The following is a 21033-nucleotide window of genomic DNA, read 5'->3' as shown; positions in this document are numbered from 1 at the left end:
GACACCCGATCATCAGGTCTACTGCATTCGACGTGGTGCCGCCACACCGCAAAATGCGAAGCCGCCGCGGAGAACCTCGCGTTCTCCGCGGCGGCCGCACCGTCGCCGAACGTTATTTGACTGTGTGCTGTGGGCCCTGGGCCTTCTTGTAGAGCGCCTTGAGCATCCGGTCCCGGAATGCCGTGTTGTCGATCAGCTTGACCCCGGCCTCGGCCAGTTTCGGATAGCCGATCAACTTGTGCATGTAGCGGCCACGCCGGTATTCCCGGCCCCACGCGGCTTCCATCCGCTGTGCGTAGTTCGTGAAGTCGTCGGGCCCGCCGTTCTGCAGGGCGGCGATGGCGCATTCGCCGGCGGCCAAGCCGGATTCGAGTGCCTTGGAGATGCCCGCACCCGAGGCCGGCTTGCCCGCACCGAGCGAGTCACCGGTGAACAGCACACCGGGACGCCACGGCGGCCAGGCGGTGAAGCCCATCGGCAAGCGCCAGGCCCGCACGCTCTTGTTCTTCTTGAGTTCTTCGATCGGCGGCAGTTCCCACTCCGGCGGCAGGGTGCGCAGAAAATCGCCGAGAAACTGGGTGGCGTTGATGGACTGCCAGTTCTTGTAGCTGTTGACGTATCCCAGACCGACGTTGAACAGCCCGTTGCCCATCGGGAACACCCAGCCGTAACCCGGCAGCTGATCGCCCTGGAACACCAGCTTGAGGTAGATGTCGAGACTGTCGGAGTCCGGCCGGTTGGCATGCATCTCCGACCGGATCGCGATGGCGGAATAGCCGTTGTATTCCGAATCGATCTTGAGTGCGCGCTTGATGGGGGAGTAGGCGCCGTCGGCCGCGATCACCGCGTCGCCGAGCACCTTCTCACCGCTCTTGAGCACCACGCCCACCACGCGCCCGTTGGCATCGAATTCGGGCCCGGCCACCTCGGCGCCTTGGCGCACCTCGGCACCCGCGGACTCGGCATGCTTGAGCAGGACCGTATCCAGATGGGTCCGGCTCACGGTATGGCCGTGGTCGGGCATCCCGGGCCGGCGGGGGAACGACAGCTCCCATGCACTGGGACTGAACACCGTCACCCGGTTCACCCGGTGATAGGTGGCGACCTCGTCGGCCAGGCCCATCTTCTGCAGGTAGCTCACCGCGCGGGCGGTCAGTCCGTCCCCGCACGGTTTGTCGCGGGGGAACTCCGCCTTGTCCAAGACCAACACTTTGGCGCCGGTCTGCGCGGCCTGCCACGCCGCAGCGGACCCCGATGGGCCGCCACCAGCAATGACCAGGTCGTATCGCTGCGTCATGAGCCTCGTCTCATAGGTTGACTGTCGCTGCGATACTACCGAAGCGCGTTATCGGCGGCGCGACGGGCGAACGTCGGGGTCAAACGGCAAAACTGCGTGTTGACCGGCGGTCTGGGCAGGTCAGCCCCGCCAGGGCGGGTACAGTAATCGGGTGCGGCGAGCGTCGAGATCACATTCCAGCGATGGCCCGGGTGTCAAGGTCGACGCCCGTAGCGAGCGCTGGCGTGAGCACCGAAAGAAGGTGCGCTCCGAAATCGTCGACGCCGCGTTCCGGGCGATCGACCGGCTGGGCCCCGAGCTCAGCCTGCGTGAGATCGCCGAAGAGGCCGGTACCGCCAAGCCCAAGATCTACCGTCACTTCGCCGACAAATCCGATTTGTTTCAGGCGATCGGCGAGCGTCTGCGCGACATGCTGTGGTCGGCGATCTTCCCAGCCATCAACCTGCGCGCCGATCCGGCCCGCGAAGTCATCCGGCGCAGCGTCGAACAATATGTGCGCCTGGTCGACGAACACCCCAACGTGCTGCGGTTCCTGATCCAGGGCCGGTTCGCCGAACAGAGCGAATCGACCATGCGTGCGCTCAACGAGGGCCGCGGCATCACGCTGGCGATGGCCGACATGTTCTCCAACGAACTGCGCGAGATGGAACTGGACGGGGCGGCCATCGAATTGGCGGCGTTCGCCACTTTCGGGGCGTGTGCCTCGGCCACCGACTGGTGGCTCGGCAATGACGAGGACAGCCCGCGCCGGATGCCGGCCGACGAGTTCGTCAACCACCTGACCACCATCATGGTCGGGTCGATCAACGGCACCTGTGAACTGTTGGGCATCTGGATCGACCCGGAACTGCCGCTTCACGAGGGTGTTCAGCGCCGCCAGCACGCCAGCTGACGCTCTCATTGACAGCCGCAACCGGAGTCCGGAAACTGGGAATTATCCGGTACCGCCGTTCCCAGAAAAGGACCTGAGCTATGACGGTTGCCCAGCCCTCGCCGCAGCAGCAGGAACCCATCCACACCCGCGCCCTGATCATCGGCAGCGGGTTCTCCGGCATGGGGATGGCGATCGAACTGCAACGCCGAGGCGTCGAGTTCTTGATGCTGGAGAAAGCCGACGAGTTCGGCGGAACCTGGCGTGACAACACGTACCCGGGCTGCGCCTGTGACATTCCGTCGCACATGTACTCGTTCTCCTTCGAGCCGAAGGCGGACTGGAGTCACATGTGGTCGTTCCAGCCGGAGATCCAGGACTATCTGCTCGGGGTGGCCGCCAAGTACGGGCTACGCCGCTACACCCGGTTCAACACCCACGTCGACCGCGCGCACTGGGACGACGAGGAACTGCGCTGGCACGTGTTCAGCGACACCGGTCAAGAGTTCGTCGCCCAGTTCCTGGTCTCCGGGGCCGGCGGTCTGCACATCCCGCTGATTCCGGATATCGAAGGGCGCGAACAGTTTTCCGGGGCGGCCTTCCACTCCGCACAGTGGGACCACGGCGTCGATCTGACCGGCAAGCGGGTCGCGGTGATCGGCACCGGGGCCAGCGCCATCCAGATCGTGCCCGAGATCGTCAAGGACGTCGCCGAGCTTCACCTCTACCAGCGCACCCCGGCCTGGGTCATGCCGCGCGTGAACACCAAGTTCCCGCAATGGATCCGACGCGTGTTCAGCTTCGTGCCCGGCGCCCGCGCGGCGCTGCGCGCCGCCATCTACTGGATTCACGAAGGCGTCGGCTTCGCCATGACCCAACAGCCCTGGCTGCTCAAGATCGGCGAGGCGATGGGGCGCTACAACATCAACCGCAGCATCAAAGACCCAGAGCTGCGTCGCAAACTCACCCCGCGCTACCGTGCCGGATGCAAGCGAATCCTCAACTCCGACACCTACTATCGCGGGATCGCCAACCCCAAGACCCAGGTGATCACCGAGTCGATTTCCCGAATGACCCCGACCGGCATCGTCACCGCCGACGGCGTCGAGCACCCGGTGGACGTCGTGGTGTTCGCCACCGGTTTCCACGTCACCGACTCCTACACCTACGTCGACATCAAGGGCTCCGGCGGTGAGGACCTGGTGGACCGGTGGAACCGGGAGGGCATCCAGGCCCACCGCGGCGTCGCGGTCTCCGGCATGCCCAATCTCTTCTTCCTGCTCGGGCCCAACACCGCGCTGGGGCACAACTCGGTGGTGTTCATGATCGAATCGCAGATCCGCTATGTCGGTCAGGCGATCGCCGCCGTCGACAAGGCCGGCGCGCAAGCGCTGTCGCCGAGCCCGCGTGCCCAGGCCGAGTTCAACGCCGAACTGCAACGCGATCTGGCCGGCACGGTGTTCAGCACCGGAGGTTGCCGGAGTTGGTACATGGACGCCCACGGTGTCAACCGCACCCTCTGGAGCGGCATGACCTGGCAGTACTGGCTGGCAACCCGCAAGCTCGACCCGGAGGAGTTCGATTTCCTCCATGCCGGGCACGACACGAAGGCACAAGGTGTTGCGGTCACCGCTGGCAGCTGACACCAGGGGTAGTGTCGTGGGTGCCATCCGGCAAACACAACGACCTGGTGAAATGGGGTTCTGGTGAGCGAAGGCATGAAGCTGATCGACCGTGTCTCAGCGATCAACTGGAACCGTCTCCAGGATGAGAAGGACGCCGAGGTCTGGGACCGGCTCACCGGTAATTTCTGGTTGCCGGAGAAGGTTCCGGTGTCCAACGACATCCCGTCGTGGGGAACGCTGAGCGCCCATGAGAAGCAGCTCACCATGCGGGTGTTCACCGGGCTGACCCTGCTGGACACCATCCAGGGCACGGTCGGCGCCGTCAGCCTGATCCCCGATGCGCTCACCCCGCACGAGGAAGCCGTCTACACCAACATCGCCTTCATGGAGTCAGTGCACGCCCGCAGCTACTCCAACATCTTCTCCACGCTGTGTTCGACCGCCGAGATCGACGACGCGTTCCGCTGGTCGGAGGAGAACCCGAACCTGCAGCGCAAGGCCGAGATCGTCATGCAGTACTACAAGGGTGACGAGCCGCTCAAGCGCAAGGTGGCCTCCACGCTTCTGGAAAGCTTCCTGTTCTACTCGGGCTTCTACCTGCCGATGTACTGGTCCAGCCGGGCCAAGCTGACCAACACCGCCGACATGATCCGGCTGATCATCCGCGACGAGGCCGTGCACGGCTACTACATCGGCTACAAGTACCAGCGCGGGCTGGCCCTGGTCGACGAGGAAAAGCGTTCGGAGCTCAAGGATTACACCTACGAGCTGCTCTTCGAGCTCTACGACAACGAGGTCGAATACACCCAAGACCTCTACGACGAGGTCGGGCTCACCGAGGACGTCAAGAAGTTCCTGCGCTACAACGCCAACAAGGCGCTGATGAACCTCGGCTACGAGGCGCTGTTCCCCAAGGACGAGACCGACGTCAACCCGGCGATCCTCTCGGCGCTGTCCCCGAACGCCGACGAGAACCATGACTTCTTCTCGGGCTCGGGTTCGTCGTATGTCATCGGCAAGGCCGTCGTCACCGAAGACGAGGACTGGGACTTCTAATCACGCTCGGCGGCCGCGGGTGCGACGCAACAGGCGGCCGCTCAGCAGTCCGCGGCGTAACTTCTTGGCGCTCTTGTCGATGACGGCCGTGTCGCGCAGCGGCAGTTGCAAATTGTCCTCGGCGGGGATACCGGCCTGCAGTTGCCGGCCTCGCTCGAGTTCGGCATCGATCTCGGCGCCGAACAGCAAGGCCACGTTGGTGATCCACAGCCACAGCAGGAACACCGCGACGCCGGCCAGTGAGCCGAACGTCTTGTTGTAGCTGCCGAAGTTGGCGACGTACACGCCGAACAACAGCGAGGCCGCCGCCCACACCACGATCGCGATGGCCGCCCCCACGCTGATCCACCGGAACTTCGGCTGCCGGACGTTGGGCCCGAAGTAGTACAGCACCGCCAGGCCGACGGCCACCAACAGCAACAACCCGGGCCAGCGGGCGACGTTCCACACCGTCACCGTCGTCTCGCCGAGATGCAGCGCAGAACCGACCGCCTTGGCGACGTCCCCGCTGAGCGTCAGCAGCAGCGCACCCACCGCGCCGCCGATCAGCCCGACGGCGGTCAGCAGCAACTGCTGGGAGCGCAGCTTCCAGACCGGACGACCTTCCTCGACGCCATAGATGCGGTTCATCGCCCGGCTGAAGGCGCCGACATACCCCGAGGCCGACCACAGGGCGCCCAGGATGCCGACCACCAGCGCGAAACCGGCCGTCGGTGCACTGGCGAGTTGCTCGATGGGTTGGCGCAGGGTGTCGGCGGCGCCGCCGGGGCTGATGTCGTCGACGATGCCCAGCAGCGTCTGCGACGTGCGCTGGCTCTGCCCGATCACGCCGACCAACGACACGATGACCACCAGCGCGGGAAACAGCGACAGCACTGCGTAATAGGTCAGCGCGGCAGCCAGGTCCATGCACTGGTCGCTGCTGAACTCGCTGATGGTCCGCCGCGCCGCGTAACGCAGTGAGGGCCGGGTCAGGTCGGCGGGGGAGTCCGGCTTGGACGCTGCGTCCGGCGCTGGGCGCGAACGGTTTTCGTCCTCGTCAACGTGCTCGGTGGTGGTCATCTCGTGCTGCTCACCGGCCGCTGTGCCGACGTTCCTGCTGATTCGACAAGCCGAGCGCCACACCGAGCGCAGACAAGGCGACGATGCCCGCCACGACGCCCGGACCCGCCCAGCCAAGGCTCATCGCCACGACGCAGACGACCGCCGAGGCGGCGATCAGAATGGCGAATGCCAGTGCGGCGTAGCGTCCGTTGGCGGTCGGCTTGCGTTCCATGGGGTCGGGTTACCCGCGGAACGCCCGAACCACACTGTTTCCCCCGGCACACTCGAGGACACGCAAGGCCACTACGACGGCGTCTACCTCTAGTTGAAGTAGGGGTTGTGCCCCTCGCCGGTATTGAGCAGCAGTGGGTTGTTCACATCGAGGACGTAGCTGCCGCCCGGGCTGAGGACGAAGCCGGCTCCATCAAACGAGTTGCTGCACATCGTCACCGTGCCGTCGGTTCCGCAGGTCACGTTGCGGAAACTGATGCGCGATCCCGGCAGCAACCGGTTGGGCAGCCCGTCGAACACGAACAGTGGCCGGCTGTCGTTCATGAACGTGGGCACCCCCTGCTGTGCACCGGTCACGGCGTTGGCCCCATCCGGCGCGGCCGGCAGCGGGCCGCTGCAGCCATATTTTCCCGATCCGCGCCCGATGGCGCACGCGATATCTCCCGGCACCGCGAATGCGTAGTACTCGCCGTTCTGCATCGCGAAGTCTGACGGCTTCACCGGCGTCAGCGCGTTGAGATCGAGTGGTGGCGGGGGCGGCGGTGGTGGCGGGTCACCGGCGGCCATGCCGGGGACGCCGACGCCGGCGGCGACTGCCACGCTGACCAGGGCCACCAGAATCCTCATGCGCATCAGGTCACCTTAAGCATCAGGCCACCTTAAGACGTGCCGTCCTGACGCGCGGTCCCACTGGCACGCATAGCGACCACTCAGCAAGCTGACAGTCGCCGCTGATATCAAGAGAAACCGATGCACCAGCTCATTGCGCAGATCTCGCTGATCCACGGCTGGTTTCCAGTCGTCGTACAGATGGTCGCCGCGATGCTGCTGGGGGCCGCGGTGGGGTGGCGTTCACCGCGCTGGCGCCGACGCCTGCTGCCCGTCTTGTTGGCCGCGGCCGCAGTGCTGGCCGCGGTGACTTACTGGTACATCGACTCGATCGGGGTGGCCGGCAATGCCGGACCGCCGCAGTTGTGGGTGTGGATCGCGTTGACGGCGTTGGCGGTCGGTGTCGCGATCGTGGGTTGGGTGAGCGCCCGGTGGTGGCGACGCACCGCCTCGGTAGCCGCGATCGGGACATGTGCGGTGGCGTGCGGACTGACCCTCAACATGTGGGTCGGCTATTTCCCAACCGTCCATGCCATGTGGAATCAGCTCACCTCCGGCCCGCTGCCGGGCCAGACCGACCGGTTGACCGTGACCAAGATGCAGCTGGCCCACTTCCAGCCCACCAGCGGCGTGTTGGTCCCGGTGACCATCGATGCCGAAGCCTCAGGGTTCTCCCATCGCACCGAACTCGTCTACCTCCCGCCGGCCTGGTTCGCCAGCAACCCGCCCCCGCGGCTTCCGGCGGTGATGATGATCGGCTCGCAACTGAACACCCCGGCCGATTGGCTGCGAGCGGGCAACGTGCTGGGCATCATCGATGGATTCGCGGCCGCCCACGGCGGCAACGCGCCGGTGTTCGTGTTCGTCGATGCGACGGGCTCGTTCACCAACGACACCGAGTGCGTCAACGGCGTGCGGGGCAACGCCGCCGACCACCTGACCAAAGACGTTGTGCCATACCTGGTCTCGAACTTCGGTGTGCGTTCCGACCGTGGCGGCTGGGGGATCGCCGGATGGTCCATGGGCGGCACTTGCGCGGTCGACCTGACCCTGATGCATCCCGACATGTTCCGGGCGTTCGTCGACGTCGCCGGTGACCTGCGCCCGAACGCCGGCAACAAGGAGCAGACGATCAGCCGGCTCTTCGGCGGCGACGTCGACGCGTGGGCGGCCTACGATCCCATGACGATCATGGGGCGCCACGGCCCGTATGCCGATGTCTCCGCATGGTTCGAGGTGCCCACCTCCCGCGGTGGGACGACCCACGACCCGTCGGCCAATCCGGAGGCGCAGGACGTGGCGGCGACCACCCTGTGTGAGGCGGCCCGCGCGGTCGCGATCAGCTGTTCGGTGACCACCGCGCCCGGCCACCATGACTGGGCGTTCGCCAACAACGCTTTCGCCGCGGCACTGCCGTGGCTGGCCGGCAAGTTGCACACTCCCGGCGTGGTGGAGACCGCGTTGCCGCCGTCGACGTTGGGGGAGCAGTCCACCTCGGTGCAGGCCGCTCCACGTTGAGAATTTCCGGCGAGTTCAGCGACCTCTGGCAGGTTGGGCCGCGGTCGACGCTGAGGACGACGGCAGGGTCGACGGCCGCTCGATGATCGTCGAGTTCGCGCCTCCCACACGGTAACTGGCACCGCGATGCTCATCCGCCAATCGATCGCCGTTACCCAGCAGCTTGTTGCGTAAGCTGCCCGGCGCGTACTCCGTCTGGTAGGCGCCGCGCTCGGTGAGCACCGGCACCACGTGGGTGATGAAATCCGCGAAGGATCCGGGGGTGATGGCATACGCCAGGTTGAAGCCGTCGACGTCGGTCTCCTCGACCCACTCCTGCAAGGTGTCGGCGACGTGCACGCCGGATCCGACGATGCGCGGACCCATCCCGCCGATCTCCCCCCACTCGGCGATATCGGCCACTTTCCACTCACCGCCCTTGTCCGAGGCGGACTGGAACGCCTTGACCGCCGACAGGATTGCGTTGGAATCCACATTGCCGATCGGCTCGTCGAGGCCGTAGCGCGCCAGATCGACACCCATCCAGCCGGACATGAACACCAGTGCGCCTTCGGGATCGCCGTAGGCGAGGTACTCCGCATGGGTGGCGTGGGCCGCCTCGTCGGTTTCGCCGGTGATGATGGTCGTCAGGTTGAAGATCTTGGCCGAGTAGGGATCGCGTCCTGCGAGCTCGAGCTCGGCACGGATCGTGGAGACCGTCTCGCGCAGAAGGGCTTTGGTGGGGGCGGCGGTGAAGATGGCCTCGGCGTTCTCGGCGGCGAACCGTACCCCGCGCGGGGAGGAACCCGCCTGGTAGATCACCGGTGTGCGCTGTGGTGACGGCTCGGCCAGATGTACGCCCGGCACACTGAAGTGTGTTCCGGCATGGCCGATGTGATGCACCTTGGCCGGATCGGTGAAGACGCCGCGGGCGGCGTCGCGCACGACCGCATCGTCCTCCCATGAGCCTTCCCACAACTTGTAGAGCACCTCGAGGTACTCGTCAGCGTGGTCGTAGCGGGCATCGTGTGCCGGTTGGTCGGTCTGGCCCATGTTGCGCGCCGCGGCGGGCAGATAGCCGGTGACGACGTTCCAGCCGACCCGGCCATTGGTCAGATGGTCCAGCGTCGACATCCGGCGGGCGAACGGGTAGGGGTGCTCGAAACCGGTGCCGGTGGTGATGCCGAAACCGAGGTGTTCGGTGACCAGGGCCATCGCCGACACCAACAGCATGGGATCGCCCACCGGGATCTGGGCGGCCTGGCGGATCGCCGCTTCGTCACTGGCCCCGTACACGTCGTAGGTACCCAGCACATCGGCGATGAACAACCCGTCAAAACGGCCGCGCTCCAACAGCTTCGCCAATTCGGTCCAGTAGGTGATGTCCTTGTACCGCCAGGACTGATCGTCGGGATGGCGCCACAGGCCCGGCGATTGATGGGCGACGCAGTTCATGTCGAAGGCGTTGAAGCGGATCACACGGGTCACTGGGCGAGCGTGCCGGAACGGCAGAGGGACGTCACCGGTTGTGCTCATCGGGATTGTTTTGGGCAGTGGGCCATGAGCGGATGACCGACCGCCTTGCGGCTTGTCCAGTGGAGAGTTTGACGGGAAGCGGCCAAACTTGCGGGGTGTCAACGAAGTCGCTGCTGATCTCGGTTCTGAACTGGCTGCGCGCCGGCTACCCGGAAGGTGTCCCGGGTACCGACCGGGTGCCCCTGCTGGCCCTGCTGCGCGCCACCCCGCTCACCGAGGAGCAGGTGGCCGAAGTGGTACGCAACATCGCCGAGGCTTCTGCGCCCGCTGACATCGACGACCCGATCAAACGCGACGACATCGCGGAGTTCATCGCCGATGTGACCGACCACGATGCCGGCCCGGAGAACATCGCGCGGGTGGCGGCCAAATTGGCCGCGGCGGGCTGGCCGCTGGCCGGCGTGGACCTGGAGTCCGACGCGGCCCAATAACGCGTTACGCCGCGGATTGCAGTCACCAGGTGACCGCAATCCGCGGCGTTGACGCGGGAAGCTGCTAGCCGCGCAGCGAGGCGGTATCGATTACGAAGCGGTACCGCACGTCACTGGCGAGCACCCGCTCGTAGGCCTCGTTGATGTAATCGGGCTGGATCACCTCGATCTCGGGAAGCACATCGTGCTCGGCGCAGAAATCGAGCATTTCCTGGGTCTCGGGGATGCCGCCGATCATCGATCCCGACAGGCTGCGGCGCATGGCGCCGAGCGGGAAGAACGGCACCACGAGGGGCTTCTCCGGGGCACCCAGCTCCACGAGCGTGCCGTCGCGCTTGAGCAGGCCTAGGTAGGCCCCGAGGTCCAGATTCGCCGACACGGTGTTCAAGATCAGGTCGAATTTGCCGGCCAGCTTGCCGAAGGTGTCCGGGTCGCTGGTGGCGTAGTACCCGTCGGCGCCCAGCCGCAAGCCGTCTTCCATCTTCTTGAGCGACTGCGACAACACGGTGACATGCGCGCCCATCGCCTTGGCCAGCTTGACGCCCACGTGGCCGAGACCGCCGAGTCCGATGACCGCGACGTTCTTGTCCGGTCCGGCGTTCCAGTGGCGCAGCGGGGAGTAGGTGGTGATGCCGGCGCACAGCAGGGGAGCGGCCTTGTCCAGCGGAATGCTGTCGGGGATGCGCAGCACATAGTTCTCGTCGACTACGATCGCGCCGCTGTAGCCGCCGTAGGTCGGGGTGCCGTCACGTCCGGTCGCGTTGTAGGTGCCGATCATGCCGCCGCCGGTGCAGTACTGCTCCAGCCCGGCCTTGCAGTTGTCACACTCGCGGCAGGAGTCGACGAAGCAACCCACGCCGACATGGTCGCCGACCTTGTACTTGGTCACCTCCGAGCCGACCTCGGTGACGACGCCGGCGATCTCGTGGCCGGCCACCACCGGGTAGTTCGGGGTGCCCCACTCGCCCTTGACGGTGTGGATGTCGGAATGGCAGATGCCGGCGAAGTGGATGTCGAAGGCCACGTCATGTGGGCCGACCTCGCGGCGGGTGATGCTGGTCTTGGCCAGCGGCTCGGTCGCCGAATTGGCGGCATAGGCATAAACAGTGCTCATCAAAGCCCTCTTTGTTCGTCGTCGTGCGTATTCACCGAAGATTAGCCCGGTTAACTGACTACTGCCTGAACACGGCAGTCCGCCCTGTGCAACGGCGCGGGCGGCGACGATAGTCCCGATGTCGGCTGTGACATGTATCCCGGATCGGTGCCGGGTTCTACTCACAAACCGGGTGCGCGAAAGGCCCCGTTGAAGGACGTGCGCTCGCAGCGGATCAGCCCGGCCAGGGTGTAGGGGTCACGGGCGATGAGATCTTCGACCGCTTCCTCGCTGAGATCCCCGGTGATCAGCACTGCACCGGTCGCGGAATCCAGACGTCCGGCCAGCACGATGCGGCCTGCGGCCACCTCTCCCTCGAGCCACGCGATGTGGGCGGGGCGGGTCTGGTCGACGACGTCGATGGGTTGGGTGTACGTGGTGGTGAGGACGTGGAACACGCTGGAGAGATTAATTGATCGGAGCGTTGACCCAACGCAGGTCATCGAGGATGCCCCGGGCGGCCACGATGTTCTGGCCGCTCTGCCAGACCTCGTTGTTCACCACGAACACCCGGTTGTCCTTGGTGGCCGACAGGTCCCGCCAGGCCGGGCTCTCCAGGATCGCCGAGGCATGGTCCCTGGCCGCCGGCGAGGCAAACGAGACGTAGACGATGTCGGCGTCGGCGATCCGGTAATCGGCGTCGGTGGTGCTCAACTCTTCGTACGGCTTGTCGGTAAACCGTTGTGCGGCAGGCCGGTCCAGGCCAACGGCGGCGAGCACGCTGCCGGGGAAGTTGGCGGTGCCGTAGACGCGCACGGTGTTCTCGGTCAGCTGTACCACCGAGGCCTGGAAATGTCCGGCGTCGTTCTGTGCGCCGGTGTCACGGGCGGCGTCGTCGAACTTCGCGATCAGATCGGCGGCAGCGTCGGCGCGCCCCGTCGCGTCACCCACCGCGCACAAGGTGTCACGCCAACCGGCCCCGGGTGCCCCGGTGAACACAGTCGGCGCGATCGCCGTCAACGCGCCGAACGACGACGGCGTCAGGGCCGCCGAACCCAGGATCAGTTCGGGCTTGGCGGCCTCGATGGCGGTCAGGTCCGGCGCTTCCCGGGTGCCGGCCGGGGCCACTCCGTGGACCACCCCGCCCAGATATGACGGTTGCTGATCGGAGCCGACCGGGAGCGCCGCGGCGACGATGCGCGACTGCAGTCCCAGCGCGCACAACGCATCAAGCTGGTCGCCGGACAGCGCCACGATGCGCTGCGGGTCGCCCCGGACTTCCGTGGACTCCGAGATGTCTGCGCCTTCGGCCCTGGCGTTGCGGACCTGCCGCGCCGACTGGTCGGCGGGCGCCGGCTCGGCCGCGCAGGATTCGTCGGGTCGGCGCTGATTCCCCAACACCCCGGCGCCGGCGATCTTGGTGACGCTGGTGGAGATCGACGTCTGCGACGTCGACGTCTGCTCGGCCGTGCCGCATCCACCGGTCAGTGTTGCGGCTGCGGCGATCGCGGCGACTGCGGCGCGGTGTCGGTTGCTCAGCACCGGCCGACCGTAACATTGACCACCTTCCCGCTGGTCAGGAGCTCGCGGCCAAAACTGCGGGCGTGGCAGCGCCACGCAGTACGACAGTTTGTAGGACCCACGGGCGCGCAGGCCGCCGGGAGCGTTAGGATTCAGTTCCAGAAGCGGGATTTCCCGACGAATCTTTGGAGGATCTCTTGGTAGCCGAAGCGCCCCCAATCGGAGAACTCGAGGCACGTCGTCCTTTTCCGGAACGGATGGGCCCCAAGGGCAACCTGATCTACAAGCTCATCACCACGACCGATCACAAGTTGATCGGCATCATGTACTGCGTCGTCTGCTTCGCCTTCTTCTTCATCGGCGGTCTGATGGCGCTGTTCATGCGTACCGAACTGGCGATGCCCGGCTTGCAGTTCCTGAGCAATGAGCAGTTCAACCAGCTGTTCACCATGCACGGCACGGTGATGCTGCTGTTCTACGCCACCCCGATCGTGTTCGGGTTCGCCAACCTGGTGCTGCCGCTGCAGATCGGCGCGCCCGACGTGGCCTTCCCGCGCTTGAACGCGCTGTCGTTCTGGCTGTTCCTGTTCGGCGCGCTGATCGCCCTCGGCGGCTTCATCACCCCGGGCGGTGCCGCCGACTTCGGTTGGACGGCCTACTCGCCGCTGACCGACGCCATCCACTCCCCGGGCGCCGGCGGCGACCTGTGGATCCTGGGTCTGGCCGTCGGTGGTCTGGGCACCATCCTCGGTGGCGTCAACATGGTCACCACCGTGGTCTGCATGCGTGCGCCCGGTATGACGATGTTCCGGATGCCGGTGTTCACCTGGAACATCCTGGTGACCTCGATCCTGGTGCTGATCGCGTTCCCGATCCTGACCGCCGCGCTGTTCGGCCTGGCCGCCGACCGCCACCTCGGTGCACACATCTACGACCCGGCCAACGGCGGTGTGTTGTTGTGGCAGCACCTGTTCTGGTTCTTCGGTCACCCCGAGGTGTACATCATCGCGCTGCCGTTCTTCGGCATCGTGTCCGAGATCTTCCCGGTGTTCAGCCGCAAGCCGATCTTCGGTTACACCACCCTGATCTACGCCACCATCAGCATCGCGGCGCTGTCCGTCGCGGTGTGGGCGCACCACATGTACGCCACCGGTGCCGTGCTGCTGCCGTTCTTCTCCTTCATGACGTTCCTGATCGCCGTCCCGACCGGCATCAAGTTCTTCAACTGGATCGGCACGATGTGGAAGGGCCAGCTGACGTTCGAGACGCCGATGCTGTTCTCGGTCGGCTTCCTGATCACCTTCCTGCTGGGTGGCCTGTCCGGCGTGCTGCTGGCCAGCCCGCCGATCGACTTCCACGTCACCGACAGCTACTTCGTCATCGCGCACTTCCACTACGTGCTCTTCGGCACCATCGTGTTCGCCACCTACGCGGGCATCTACTTCTGGTTCCCGAAGATGACCGGACGGCTGCTCGACGAACGCCTCGGCAAGCTGCACTTCTGGCTGACGTTCATCGGCTTCCACACCACCTTCCTGGTGCAGCACTGGGTGGGCGACGAAGGTATGCCGCGGCGCTATGCCGACTACCTGGCCAGCGACGGCTTCACCACGCTGAACGTGGTGTCGACGATCGGCTCGTTCATCCTGGGTATCTCGGTGCTGCCGTTCGTGTGGAACGTGTTCAAGAGCTGGCGCTACGGCGAGCCGGTGATGGTCGACGACCCCTGGGGTTACGGCAACTCGCTGGAGTGGGCGACCTCCTGCCCGCCGCCGCGGCACAACTTCACCGAGCTGCCCCGGATCCGTTCGGAGCGACCGGCGTTCGAGCTGCACTACCCGCACATGATCGAGCGGATGCGTGCCGAGGCCCACGTGGGTCGCGCACATCACCCAGAGCTCGAGTCTGCGGACGCTTCCAGCTGACGGGTGGCAGCTTCCGGGAGTGAGCCCGTCGAAGAGGTGTCGAGCGGTGCGTCACGAGAGCGCTCATCGGTACTGATCACGGTCACCGGAGTCGATCAGCCCGGCGTCACCTCGGCACTGTTCGAGGTTCTGGCCCGCCACCAGGTGGAGCTCCGCAACGTCGAACAGGTCGTGGTCCGCGGCCGGCTCACCCTGGGTGTGCTGGTCGCGGCGCCGATCGAGACGGTTGCGGGCGACTCACTACGCGGTGACGTCGAGTCGGCGATCCATCGTCTCGGGTTGGACGTCGCCGTCGAGCACAGCGACGACATGCCCGTGATGCGCGAGCCGTCGACACACACCATCGTGGTGCTGGGCCGACCCATCACGGCCGAGGCGTTCAGCGCGGTGGCCCGCGAGGTGGCCGGTCTGGGTGTCAACATCGACACGATCCGCGGGGTGTCCGACTATCCGGTGACCGGCCTGGAACTTCGGGTGTCGGTGCCGGCGGGAGCGGCTTACAGCCAACTGCAATCGGCACTGTCCCAGGTGGCGGTGGACGAAGCCGTCGACATCGCGCTGGAGGACTACAGCCTGGCGCGGCGGGCCAAACGGCTCATCGTCTTCGATGTCGATTCCACCCTGATCCAGGGTGAGGTCATCGAGATGCTGGCCGCCCGCGCCGGCATGGAGGCCCAGGTGGCTGCGGTCACCGAAGCCGCGATGCGCGGTGAGTTGGACTTCGCCGAATCTCTGCACCGCCGGGTGGCCACGCTGGCCGGTCTGCCGGCCTCGGTGCTCGACGATGTCGCCGAACAGATCGAGCTGACCCCGGGGGCGCGGACCACCATCCGGACCCTGCGGCGGCTCGGCTTTCACTGCGGCGTGGTCTCGGGCGGGTTCCGGCAGGTCATCGAGCCACTGGCACACGAGCTCATGCTCGATTACGTGGCGGCCAACGAGCTCGAGGTGGTCGACGGAAAGCTCACCGGTCGGGTCATCGGCCAGGTCGTCGACCGGCCCGGAAAAGCCAAGGCGCTGCGTGATTTCGCCCAGCAGGTCGGCGTGCCGATGGAGCAGACGGTCGCCGTCGGTGACGGCGCCAACGACATCGACATGCTGGCTGCTGCCGGCCTGGGCGTGGCGTTCAATGCCAAGCCTGCGTTGCGTGAGGTTGCCGACGCCTCACTGAGCCATCCCTACCTGGACACCGTGCTGTTCGTCCTCGGCGTCACCCGTGGTGAGATCGAGGCCGCCGACGCCCAGGACGGAGTGTTGCGCCGGGTCGAGATCCCCGAGGACTGACACCCCGCCGGATCACCGCTGAAGTAGGGTGTGGGCATGGCGAACTTGAAGCACACGGTCGTGGTCGGAACGTTCGCCGTCGCGGCAGTTCTGGGTCAGTTGGCGGTGGCGGCCCCGGCCGAGGCCAAACGATGCCCGTCCGGAACCAAGGCGACCAAGTTCGACGGCGTGTGCGTGGCCGGTTCCTCAGGCGGCGGAATGGGCGCCGTGGCACCGCCGGTGATGGCACCCAGCACCGGGGGGGCCAACATTTCGACCCCTCCGGGCCAGCTGCCGACGGTGAACGGGATTCCGTGCACCATCGAGCATTACAGCACGTGCTACGCAATGTCGCAGCAGCCCTGATCCGCTGATCAGACCACCAGCGTCTGGGGTTGGGCGCTGAGTGTGCCGGTGATGCTGTGCCAGGCACGCGCCAGCAGGTGCACCGCCTCTTCGAGTTCGGGTTCGGGTAGCGCGTAGGGCAGTCGGATGAACCGCTCAAGGGTGCCTTCGACCCCGAACCGCGGGCCGGCGGGCACGTTCAGCCCCAGCCGCATGGCAGCGGCCGACAACGCCGTGCTCATCGGCGTCGGCAGCCTGACCCACAAGGACATCCCGCCGCGCCCGTGACCCGGCTGCCAGTCCGGGAGTTCGCGGGCCAACAGTGCCACCAGGAACGCCCTACGGACGCGCAGAATCTCGCGACGTTCGGGCAGTACCTCCGCGTGTGTCGTGAGCAGCCGGGCCGTGGCGAGTTGTTCGAGGATCGGAGTGCCCAGATCGACCGACGGCCGGATCGCCGCGATGGCAGCCAGCGTGGCGGGTTCGGCCCGGATCCAGCCGACGCGCAGACCGCCCCAGAACGATTTCGACATCGAACCGACGGTGAGCACCAGATCATCGCGGGGTACCGCGGCGGCCAGCGGCTCCGGAGGTGCTTCGTCAATCCACATGTCGGCGATCGACTCGTCGACGATGGTGCGGGTCCGAGTCTCGGAAATGATGTGCCCCAACCGCTTTCGTTCAGCGGCGGGCATGGTGAAACCGGTCGGGTTGTGGCTGTCGGGAATCAGGTAAGCCAGGCTCGGGGCGAGCTGTCGCAGTGCGGCCTGCACCGCGTCGAGTTCCCAACCATCTTCGGTCAGAGCAACGGGGACCGCCCGGGCCCCCGCGGTGGCGATCGCGGTGAGTGCACCGTGATATGTCGGCTGCTCGACGAGCACCCGATCGCCCGGCCGGGTGTGGCTGGCCAAGATGAGCCCGATGGCGTGTTGCGCTCCGGTGGTCACCATGATCTGGCTGGGGTCGGTGGATAGTCCCCGGGCGCAATATCTTTCGGCAATCACGGCGCGCAGCGGGGCGACGCCCATCACCTCGTGCCCGGGCTCGCGCAGATACGGCGCGATGTCGCGCGCTGCGTCGGCGAACGCCTCGAGCACCGCGGTGCCGGGTGCGGACATGGCGGCTTCGGCCAGGCTGACCGTGGGGGTGGCGGTCTCGGACGGAATGGGGCCGGCAGCAGGCAGGGCGGTGGTGCTGCGCGCGCCGCGACGGGCATGCAGATAGCCGTCGTCGCGCAGCTGGGCGAAGGCCGCGGTGACCGTGGTGCGCGATACCCGCAGCGACTCGGCGAGGGCGCGCTCGCTGGGAAGTCGGGACCCGACCGGAACCCGGCCGTCGACGATGAGTAGCCGGATCGCGTCGGCCAGGCCCAGATAGGCCGGGCCACTTTGACTGGAAGTGCGCCAGTTGCCCAGTTCGCGTGCCAAAAGGTCCACATCGAGAGCGCGAGCGGCCATATCCATCGACATAATGAGGCCAGTATGCGCCAACTGGATATTGAGGAGCAATCCAGATCGGCTTCAAAATGAGTTCATGGGAAGAACGTGGCTCTTCAGACTGGCCGGGAAATACCGCCGCGCCTTCACGGTGGGCAACCGCGCGAGCACCCGCGATGTGGACGCTCGCCGGGTGCGCAGTGAACTCGACGCCATCCGCGTCCGATTCCCCGACCACGCATGAGGACCGCGCTCACCCGCACCGCCCTGCTCCTCATCGGCCTGTGCGGCTACGGCGTATCGATGGCGATGATGGTGCGCGCCGGGCTCGGCCTCGACCCCTGGGACGTCTTCCACCAGGGCCTCACCCGGCACACCCCGCTGAGCCTGGGCATGGCCTCGGCCGTCACCGGCGTCGTCGTCCTACTGGCCTGGATCCCGCTGCGTAACCGGCCCGGCGTCGGTACCGTCGCCAACGTCGTCGTCATCGCGGTCACGGTGGACGCCACCCTCGCCGTGCTGCCGGCCGCGTCGGCGATGCCGGTGCGCATCGCGATGATGATCGGCGCCGTCGTACTCAACGCCATCAGCACCGTGCTCTACATCGGCGCCGGTCTCGGTCCGGGGCCCCGCGACGGTCTGATGACCGGACTGGTGGCCCGCACCGGGCTGTCAGTGCGGTTGGTGCGCACTGGGATCGAGGCGACCGTGCTGGCCATCGGCTGGCTGCTGGGCGGAACGATCGGGATCGGCACGGTGGTCTACGCCTTCGGGATCGGCCCGCTGGTGCAGCTGTTCCTGCGAGTGTTCCCGCGATCGTTGTTGTTCCACGATTTCAGCGGCGGACGTGCCCGAGCCGATCGCGATCCGGTCACTACGATGAGCGAGTGGCCGCAGGGGAACGCACCGACTCGACAATCACCGATGACGACGACGGAACCGACCCCGACCTGTTGATCGACTTCGCGCGGGTGACCCTGCGCCGGGGCGGCAACACCCTGGTCGGGCCCATCACCTGGGCCGTCGAACTCGACGAACGCTGGGTGATCATCGGTCCCAACGGAGCAGGCAAGACGTCGCTGCTGCGGATCGCCGCAGCCACCGAACATCCGTCGTCGGGCACCGCCTACGTGCTCGGTGAACGGCTGGGCCGCACCGACATGTCGGAGCTGCGGGCCCGCGTCGGCCTCAGCAGCTCAGCGCTGTCACAACGGATTCCCGACAGCGAGGTGGTGCGTGATCTCGTGGTGTCGGCCGGCTACGCCGTGCTGGGCCGCTGGCGTGAGGACTACGAGGACGTCGACTACGTCCAGGCGATCGACATGCTGGAGAGCGTCGGCGCCGAACACCTCGCCGAGCGCACCTACGGGACCCTGTCGGAGGGCGAACGCAAACGCGTGCTGATCGCCCGATCGCTGATGACCGATCCGGAATTACTGCTGCTCGACGAGCCCGCAGCCGGTCTCGATCTGGGTGGGCGTGAGGATCTGGTGGCGCGGCTCAGCGACCTGGCCGCCGACCCCGACGCGCCGGCCATGGTGCTGGTGACCCATCATGTCGAGGAGATCCCGGTGGGATTCAGCCATGCGCTGATCCTTTCCGAGGGCAAGGCGGTCGCCTCGGGTCTGCTGACCGAGGTGTTGACCGCGGAGAACTTGTCCAAAGCGTTCGGTCAGTCGATCGCGCTGGACGTGATCGACGGGCGCTACTTCGCCCGGCGGACCAGGAGCCGTGCGGCGCACAGGAGGCGAGAATGAGTAGCGACGATCCACTGGTGGCGCGGCCGGCGGCCACGGTGATGCTCGTCCGGGACGCCGCCGAAGCGATCGAAGTCTTCATGATGCGCAGGCACGCGGCGATGGAGTTCGTGGCCGGGGTGATGGTGTTCCCGGGCGGCGGCGTCGACGACCGCGACCGCAACGCCGACATCGCCTGGTTCGGCCCCAAGCCCGACTGGTGGGCGCAGCGTCTCGGCGTGGACACCGGATTGGCCGAGGCGCTCGTCTGTGCCGCCGCCCGCGAAACGTTCGAGGAATCCGGGGTGTTGTTCGCCGGGCCCTACAGCGGATCAGGCGACCCCGGCATCGTGTCTGACGCGTCGGTCTACGGGGAGGCGCGGGCCGCCCTGGCCAACCACTCGCTGTCGTTCGCGGATTTCCTGCGCGACGAGAAACTCGTGCTGCGAGCCGACCTGTTGCGTCCGTGGGACAACTGGATCACCCCGAAAGAGGAACGCACCCGCCGTTACGACACCTTCTTCTTCGTCGGGGCCCTGCCCGAGGGGCAGCGGGCCGACGGCGAGAACACCGAAAGCGACCGCGCGTTCTGGAGCACGCCGCAGGCCGGGCTCGACGATTTCGAGCAGGGGAACTCGTTTCTGCTGCCACCGACCTGGACCCAGCTCAATTCACTCAACGGGCGTTCAGTCGCCGCTGTGCTGGCGACCGAACGCACGATCGTGCCCATAGAACCCAACCTCGCCCTGGGCGGGGGGAACTGGAACATCGAGTTCTTCGACGGTGAGCGCTACAACGCGGCGCGCAACCACCGGTCTCCGGGGGCGGGCCGGTGAACGAGTTCGTCAACGTGATCGCCGGGGTGACGCCGGAGCAGGATCGGATCGGCACGCTCATGCTGTCCCGGCCTCCCACCAATGCCCTGACTCGGCAGATGTACCGCGAGATCACCGCGGCCGCGCACGCGCTGGGAGAGCGCACCGACGTCGCCGTGGTGATCCTGTTCGGCGGGCATGAGATCTTCTGCGCCGGCGACGACGTGCCCGAACTGCGCACGCTGAACGCGCCCGAGGCCGCTGCGGCCGACACCGCGTTACGCCAGTGCATCGACGCCGTGGCCGCCATCCCCAAGCCCACCGTGGCGGCGATCACCGGCTATGCGTTGGGCAGCGGTTTGTCGCTGGCGATGGCCGCCGACTGGCGCGTGGCCGGGGACAATGTCAAGTTCGGATCGACCGAGATCCTGGCCGGACTGGCGCCGCGGGCCGGCGGCGGAACCCGGCTGGCCGGCGTCATCGGAGCCAGCAAGGCCAAAGAGCTCGTGTTCAGCGGCCGGTTCGTCGGCGCCGAGGAGGCTCTCGAATTGGGGCTGATCGACCAGATGGTGGCGCCCGACCACGTTTACGACGAGGCCCTGGCCTGGGCCCAGCGATTCATCGAACATCCGGTCGACGTGCTGGCAGCGGCCAAGGCCGCTGTCGACGGACTGGCAGACCGGCCCTGACGGCCACCGGAGG

The 21033-nt window shown here is 66.6% G+C and carries 22 protein-coding genes; 13 read left to right on the top strand and 9 right to left on the bottom strand.

The genetic code is table 11. The annotated features are described in order from the left end of the window. Window positions 1-112 precede the first annotated feature (112 nt). A complete protein-coding gene (locus A5740_RS24280) occupies window positions 113-1297 on the bottom strand; it encodes an NAD(P)/FAD-dependent oxidoreductase (RefSeq protein ID WP_076198341.1) in 1185 nt (394 codons plus the stop codon). 151 nt (window positions 1298-1448) lie between these two features. Here A5740_RS24280 and A5740_RS24275 point away from each other — a divergent pair, with 151 nt between their 5' ends. From A5740_RS24275 to nrdF, 3 genes are all read left to right on the top strand, one after another. Continuing rightward, window positions 1449-2189 carry a TetR/AcrR family transcriptional regulator gene (locus A5740_RS24275; RefSeq protein WP_076198339.1) on the top strand — a complete coding sequence of 247 codons (741 nt, stop codon included), beginning with the start codon at window positions 1449-1451 and terminating at the stop codon, window positions 2187-2189. A gap of 80 nt (window positions 2190-2269) precedes the next feature. Beyond that, window positions 2270-3811 carry an NAD(P)/FAD-dependent oxidoreductase gene (locus A5740_RS24270; RefSeq protein WP_076198337.1) on the top strand — a complete coding sequence of 514 codons (1542 nt, stop codon included), beginning with the start codon at window positions 2270-2272 and terminating at the stop codon, window positions 3809-3811. A 75-nt stretch (window positions 3812-3886) separates the two neighbouring features. Further along, window positions 3887-4849 (top strand): class 1b ribonucleoside-diphosphate reductase subunit beta, encoded by a 963-nt coding sequence (gene nrdF, locus A5740_RS24265; RefSeq protein WP_076198335.1) that lies wholly within the window; start codon window positions 3887-3889, stop codon window positions 4847-4849. Here nrdF and A5740_RS24260 read toward each other — a convergent pair whose 3' ends face one another. The 3 genes from A5740_RS24260 to A5740_RS24250 all read right to left on the bottom strand — a co-directional run bounded on the left by A5740_RS24260 (window position 4850) and on the right by A5740_RS24250 (window position 6757). Continuing rightward, entirely contained in the window at window positions 4850-5911 is a 1062-nt protein-coding gene (locus tag A5740_RS24260) for a YihY/virulence factor BrkB family protein (RefSeq protein ID WP_076198333.1), read from the bottom strand. Window positions 5912-5921: 10 nt separating this feature from the next. Continuing rightward, window positions 5922-6125: a hypothetical protein gene (locus A5740_RS24255; RefSeq protein WP_076198331.1), complete on the bottom strand. Its 204-nt coding sequence runs from the start codon at window positions 6123-6125 to the stop codon at window positions 5922-5924. Between the two features lie 89 nt (window positions 6126-6214). After that, the gene (locus tag A5740_RS24250) at window positions 6215-6757 is read right to left on the bottom strand and encodes a hypothetical protein (RefSeq protein WP_254849320.1); all 543 of its coding nucleotides are present in this window, start codon (window positions 6755-6757) and stop codon (window positions 6215-6217) included. 117 nt (window positions 6758-6874) lie between these two features. Here A5740_RS24250 and A5740_RS24245 point away from each other — a divergent pair, with 117 nt between their 5' ends. Further along, window positions 6875-8251: an alpha/beta hydrolase family protein gene (locus tag A5740_RS24245; RefSeq protein WP_076198327.1), complete on the top strand. Its 1377-nt coding sequence runs from the start codon at window positions 6875-6877 to the stop codon at window positions 8249-8251. Window positions 8252-8266: 15 nt separating this feature from the next. Here the strand turns inward: A5740_RS24245 and A5740_RS24240 are convergent, their stop codons facing one another. Next, complete coding sequence (locus A5740_RS24240; protein ID WP_076198325.1) at window positions 8267-9718, bottom strand: LLM class flavin-dependent oxidoreductase; 1452 nt, start codon at window positions 9716-9718, stop codon at window positions 8267-8269. An 80-nt stretch (window positions 9719-9798) separates the two neighbouring features. On the opposite strand from A5740_RS24240, the gene A5740_RS24235 reads away from it, so the two are divergent. Further along, window positions 9799-10197 carry a DUF3349 domain-containing protein gene (locus tag A5740_RS24235; RefSeq protein ID WP_371454797.1) on the top strand — a complete coding sequence of 133 codons (399 nt, stop codon included), beginning with the start codon at window positions 9799-9801 and terminating at the stop codon, window positions 10195-10197. 64 nt (window positions 10198-10261) lie between these two features. On the opposite strand, the gene A5740_RS24230 is transcribed toward A5740_RS24235, so the two are convergent. From A5740_RS24230 to A5740_RS24220, 3 genes are all read right to left on the bottom strand, one after another. Next, entirely contained in the window at window positions 10262-11311 is a 1050-nt protein-coding gene (locus A5740_RS24230) for an NAD(P)-dependent alcohol dehydrogenase (protein ID WP_076198321.1), read from the bottom strand. Window positions 11312-11472: 161 nt separating this feature from the next. Continuing rightward, window positions 11473-11748: a YciI family protein gene (locus A5740_RS24225; protein WP_076198319.1), complete on the bottom strand. Its 276-nt coding sequence runs from the start codon at window positions 11746-11748 to the stop codon at window positions 11473-11475. 10 nt (window positions 11749-11758) lie between these two features. Then, entirely contained in the window at window positions 11759-12832 is a 1074-nt protein-coding gene (locus tag A5740_RS24220; protein ID WP_076198317.1) for an iron-siderophore ABC transporter substrate-binding protein, read from the bottom strand. A gap of 176 nt (window positions 12833-13008) precedes the next feature. Between A5740_RS24220 and ctaD the strand changes: the two genes are divergently transcribed. The 3 genes from ctaD to A5740_RS24205 are packed head-to-tail and all read left to right on the top strand — an operon-like array spanning window position 13009 to window position 16365. After that, the gene (ctaD, locus tag A5740_RS24215) at window positions 13009-14736 is read left to right on the top strand and encodes a cytochrome c oxidase subunit I (RefSeq protein ID WP_076198379.1); all 1728 of its coding nucleotides are present in this window, start codon (window positions 13009-13011) and stop codon (window positions 14734-14736) included. A 36-nt stretch (window positions 14737-14772) separates the two neighbouring features. After that, window positions 14773-16020 carry a phosphoserine phosphatase SerB gene (serB, locus tag A5740_RS24210; protein ID WP_076198315.1) on the top strand — a complete coding sequence of 416 codons (1248 nt, stop codon included), beginning with the start codon at window positions 14773-14775 and terminating at the stop codon, window positions 16018-16020. A gap of 36 nt (window positions 16021-16056) precedes the next feature. Further along, on the top strand, window positions 16057-16365 hold the full coding sequence (locus A5740_RS24205) for a hypothetical protein (protein ID WP_076198377.1): 309 nt from the start codon (window positions 16057-16059) through the stop codon (window positions 16363-16365). Window positions 16366-16373: 8 nt separating this feature from the next. Here the strand turns inward: A5740_RS24205 and A5740_RS24200 are convergent, their stop codons facing one another. Beyond that, on the bottom strand, window positions 16374-17813 hold the full coding sequence (locus A5740_RS24200) for a PLP-dependent aminotransferase family protein (protein ID WP_076198313.1): 1440 nt from the start codon (window positions 17811-17813) through the stop codon (window positions 16374-16376). A gap of 64 nt (window positions 17814-17877) precedes the next feature. On the opposite strand from A5740_RS24200, the gene A5740_RS28855 reads away from it, so the two are divergent. From A5740_RS28855 to A5740_RS24175, 5 genes are read left to right on the top strand one after another with little or no spacing between them, the layout of a single operon-like run. Next, window positions 17878-18024, top strand: a complete 147-nt coding sequence (locus A5740_RS28855; RefSeq protein ID WP_175616348.1) for a hypothetical protein — start codon at window positions 17878-17880, stop codon at window positions 18022-18024. Then, a complete protein-coding gene (locus tag A5740_RS24190; protein ID WP_076198309.1) occupies window positions 18021-18737 on the top strand; it encodes a YitT family protein in 717 nt (238 codons plus the stop codon). Before A5740_RS28855 ends, A5740_RS24190 begins: the two co-directional genes overlap by 4 nt. Further along, a complete protein-coding gene (locus A5740_RS24185; RefSeq protein WP_371454796.1) occupies window positions 18668-19537 on the top strand; it encodes an ABC transporter ATP-binding protein in 870 nt (289 codons plus the stop codon). The genes A5740_RS24190 and A5740_RS24185 overlap by 70 nt, the downstream gene beginning before the upstream one ends. Further along, window positions 19534-20352: an NUDIX hydrolase gene (locus A5740_RS24180; RefSeq protein ID WP_076198307.1), complete on the top strand. Its 819-nt coding sequence runs from the start codon at window positions 19534-19536 to the stop codon at window positions 20350-20352. The genes A5740_RS24185 and A5740_RS24180 overlap by 4 nt, the downstream gene beginning before the upstream one ends. Then, a complete protein-coding gene (locus A5740_RS24175) occupies window positions 20349-21020 on the top strand; it encodes an enoyl-CoA hydratase (protein WP_076198305.1) in 672 nt (223 codons plus the stop codon). The genes A5740_RS24180 and A5740_RS24175 overlap by 4 nt, the downstream gene beginning before the upstream one ends. The last annotated feature ends 13 nt before the right edge of the window (window positions 21021-21033 follow it).

This window comes from Mycobacterium sp. GA-1841 (genome assembly GCF_001954135.1).
Taxonomy (GTDB): domain Bacteria; phylum Actinomycetota; class Actinomycetes; order Mycobacteriales; family Mycobacteriaceae; genus Mycobacterium.
Note: the sequence above shows the minus strand (reverse complement) of the source record. Positions and strands in the feature narration are given on the sequence as shown.

Bases quoted from the DNA above. Each gene is read 5' to 3' on its own strand.
- nrdF (WP_076198335.1), top strand. From the start codon at position 3,887: ATGAAGCTGATCGACCGTGTCTCAGCGATCAACTGGAACCGTCTCCAG.
- A5740_RS28855 (WP_175616348.1), top strand. From the start codon at position 17,878: ATGGGAAGAACGTGGCTCTTCAGACTGGCCGGGAAATACCGCCGCGCC.
- A5740_RS24230 (WP_076198321.1), bottom strand. From the start codon at position 11,311: ATGAGCACTGTTTATGCCTATGCCGCCAATTCGGCGACCGAGCCGCTG.
- A5740_RS24260 (WP_076198333.1), bottom strand. From the start codon at position 5,911: ATGACCACCACCGAGCACGTTGACGAGGACGAAAACCGTTCGCGCCCA.
- A5740_RS24180 (WP_076198307.1), top strand. From the start codon at position 19,534: ATGAGTAGCGACGATCCACTGGTGGCGCGGCCGGCGGCCACGGTGATG.
- A5740_RS24255 (WP_076198331.1), bottom strand. From the start codon at position 6,125: ATGGAACGCAAGCCGACCGCCAACGGACGCTACGCCGCACTGGCATTC.
- A5740_RS24250 (WP_254849320.1), bottom strand. From the start codon at position 6,757: ATGCGCATGAGGATTCTGGTGGCCCTGGTCAGCGTGGCAGTCGCCGCC.
- A5740_RS24235 (WP_371454797.1), top strand. From the start codon at position 9,799: ATGACCGACCGCCTTGCGGCTTGTCCAGTGGAGAGTTTGACGGGAAGC.
- A5740_RS24200 (WP_076198313.1), bottom strand. From the start codon at position 17,813: ATGTCGATGGATATGGCCGCTCGCGCTCTCGATGTGGACCTTTTGGCA.
- A5740_RS24245 (WP_076198327.1), top strand. From the start codon at position 6,875: ATGCACCAGCTCATTGCGCAGATCTCGCTGATCCACGGCTGGTTTCCA.
- A5740_RS24280 (WP_076198341.1), bottom strand. From the start codon at position 1,297: ATGACGCAGCGATACGACCTGGTCATTGCTGGTGGCGGCCCATCGGGG.
- A5740_RS24190 (WP_076198309.1), top strand. From the start codon at position 18,021: ATGAGGACCGCGCTCACCCGCACCGCCCTGCTCCTCATCGGCCTGTGC.
- A5740_RS24270 (WP_076198337.1), top strand. From the start codon at position 2,270: ATGACGGTTGCCCAGCCCTCGCCGCAGCAGCAGGAACCCATCCACACC.
- A5740_RS24205 (WP_076198377.1), top strand. From the start codon at position 16,057: ATGGCGAACTTGAAGCACACGGTCGTGGTCGGAACGTTCGCCGTCGCG.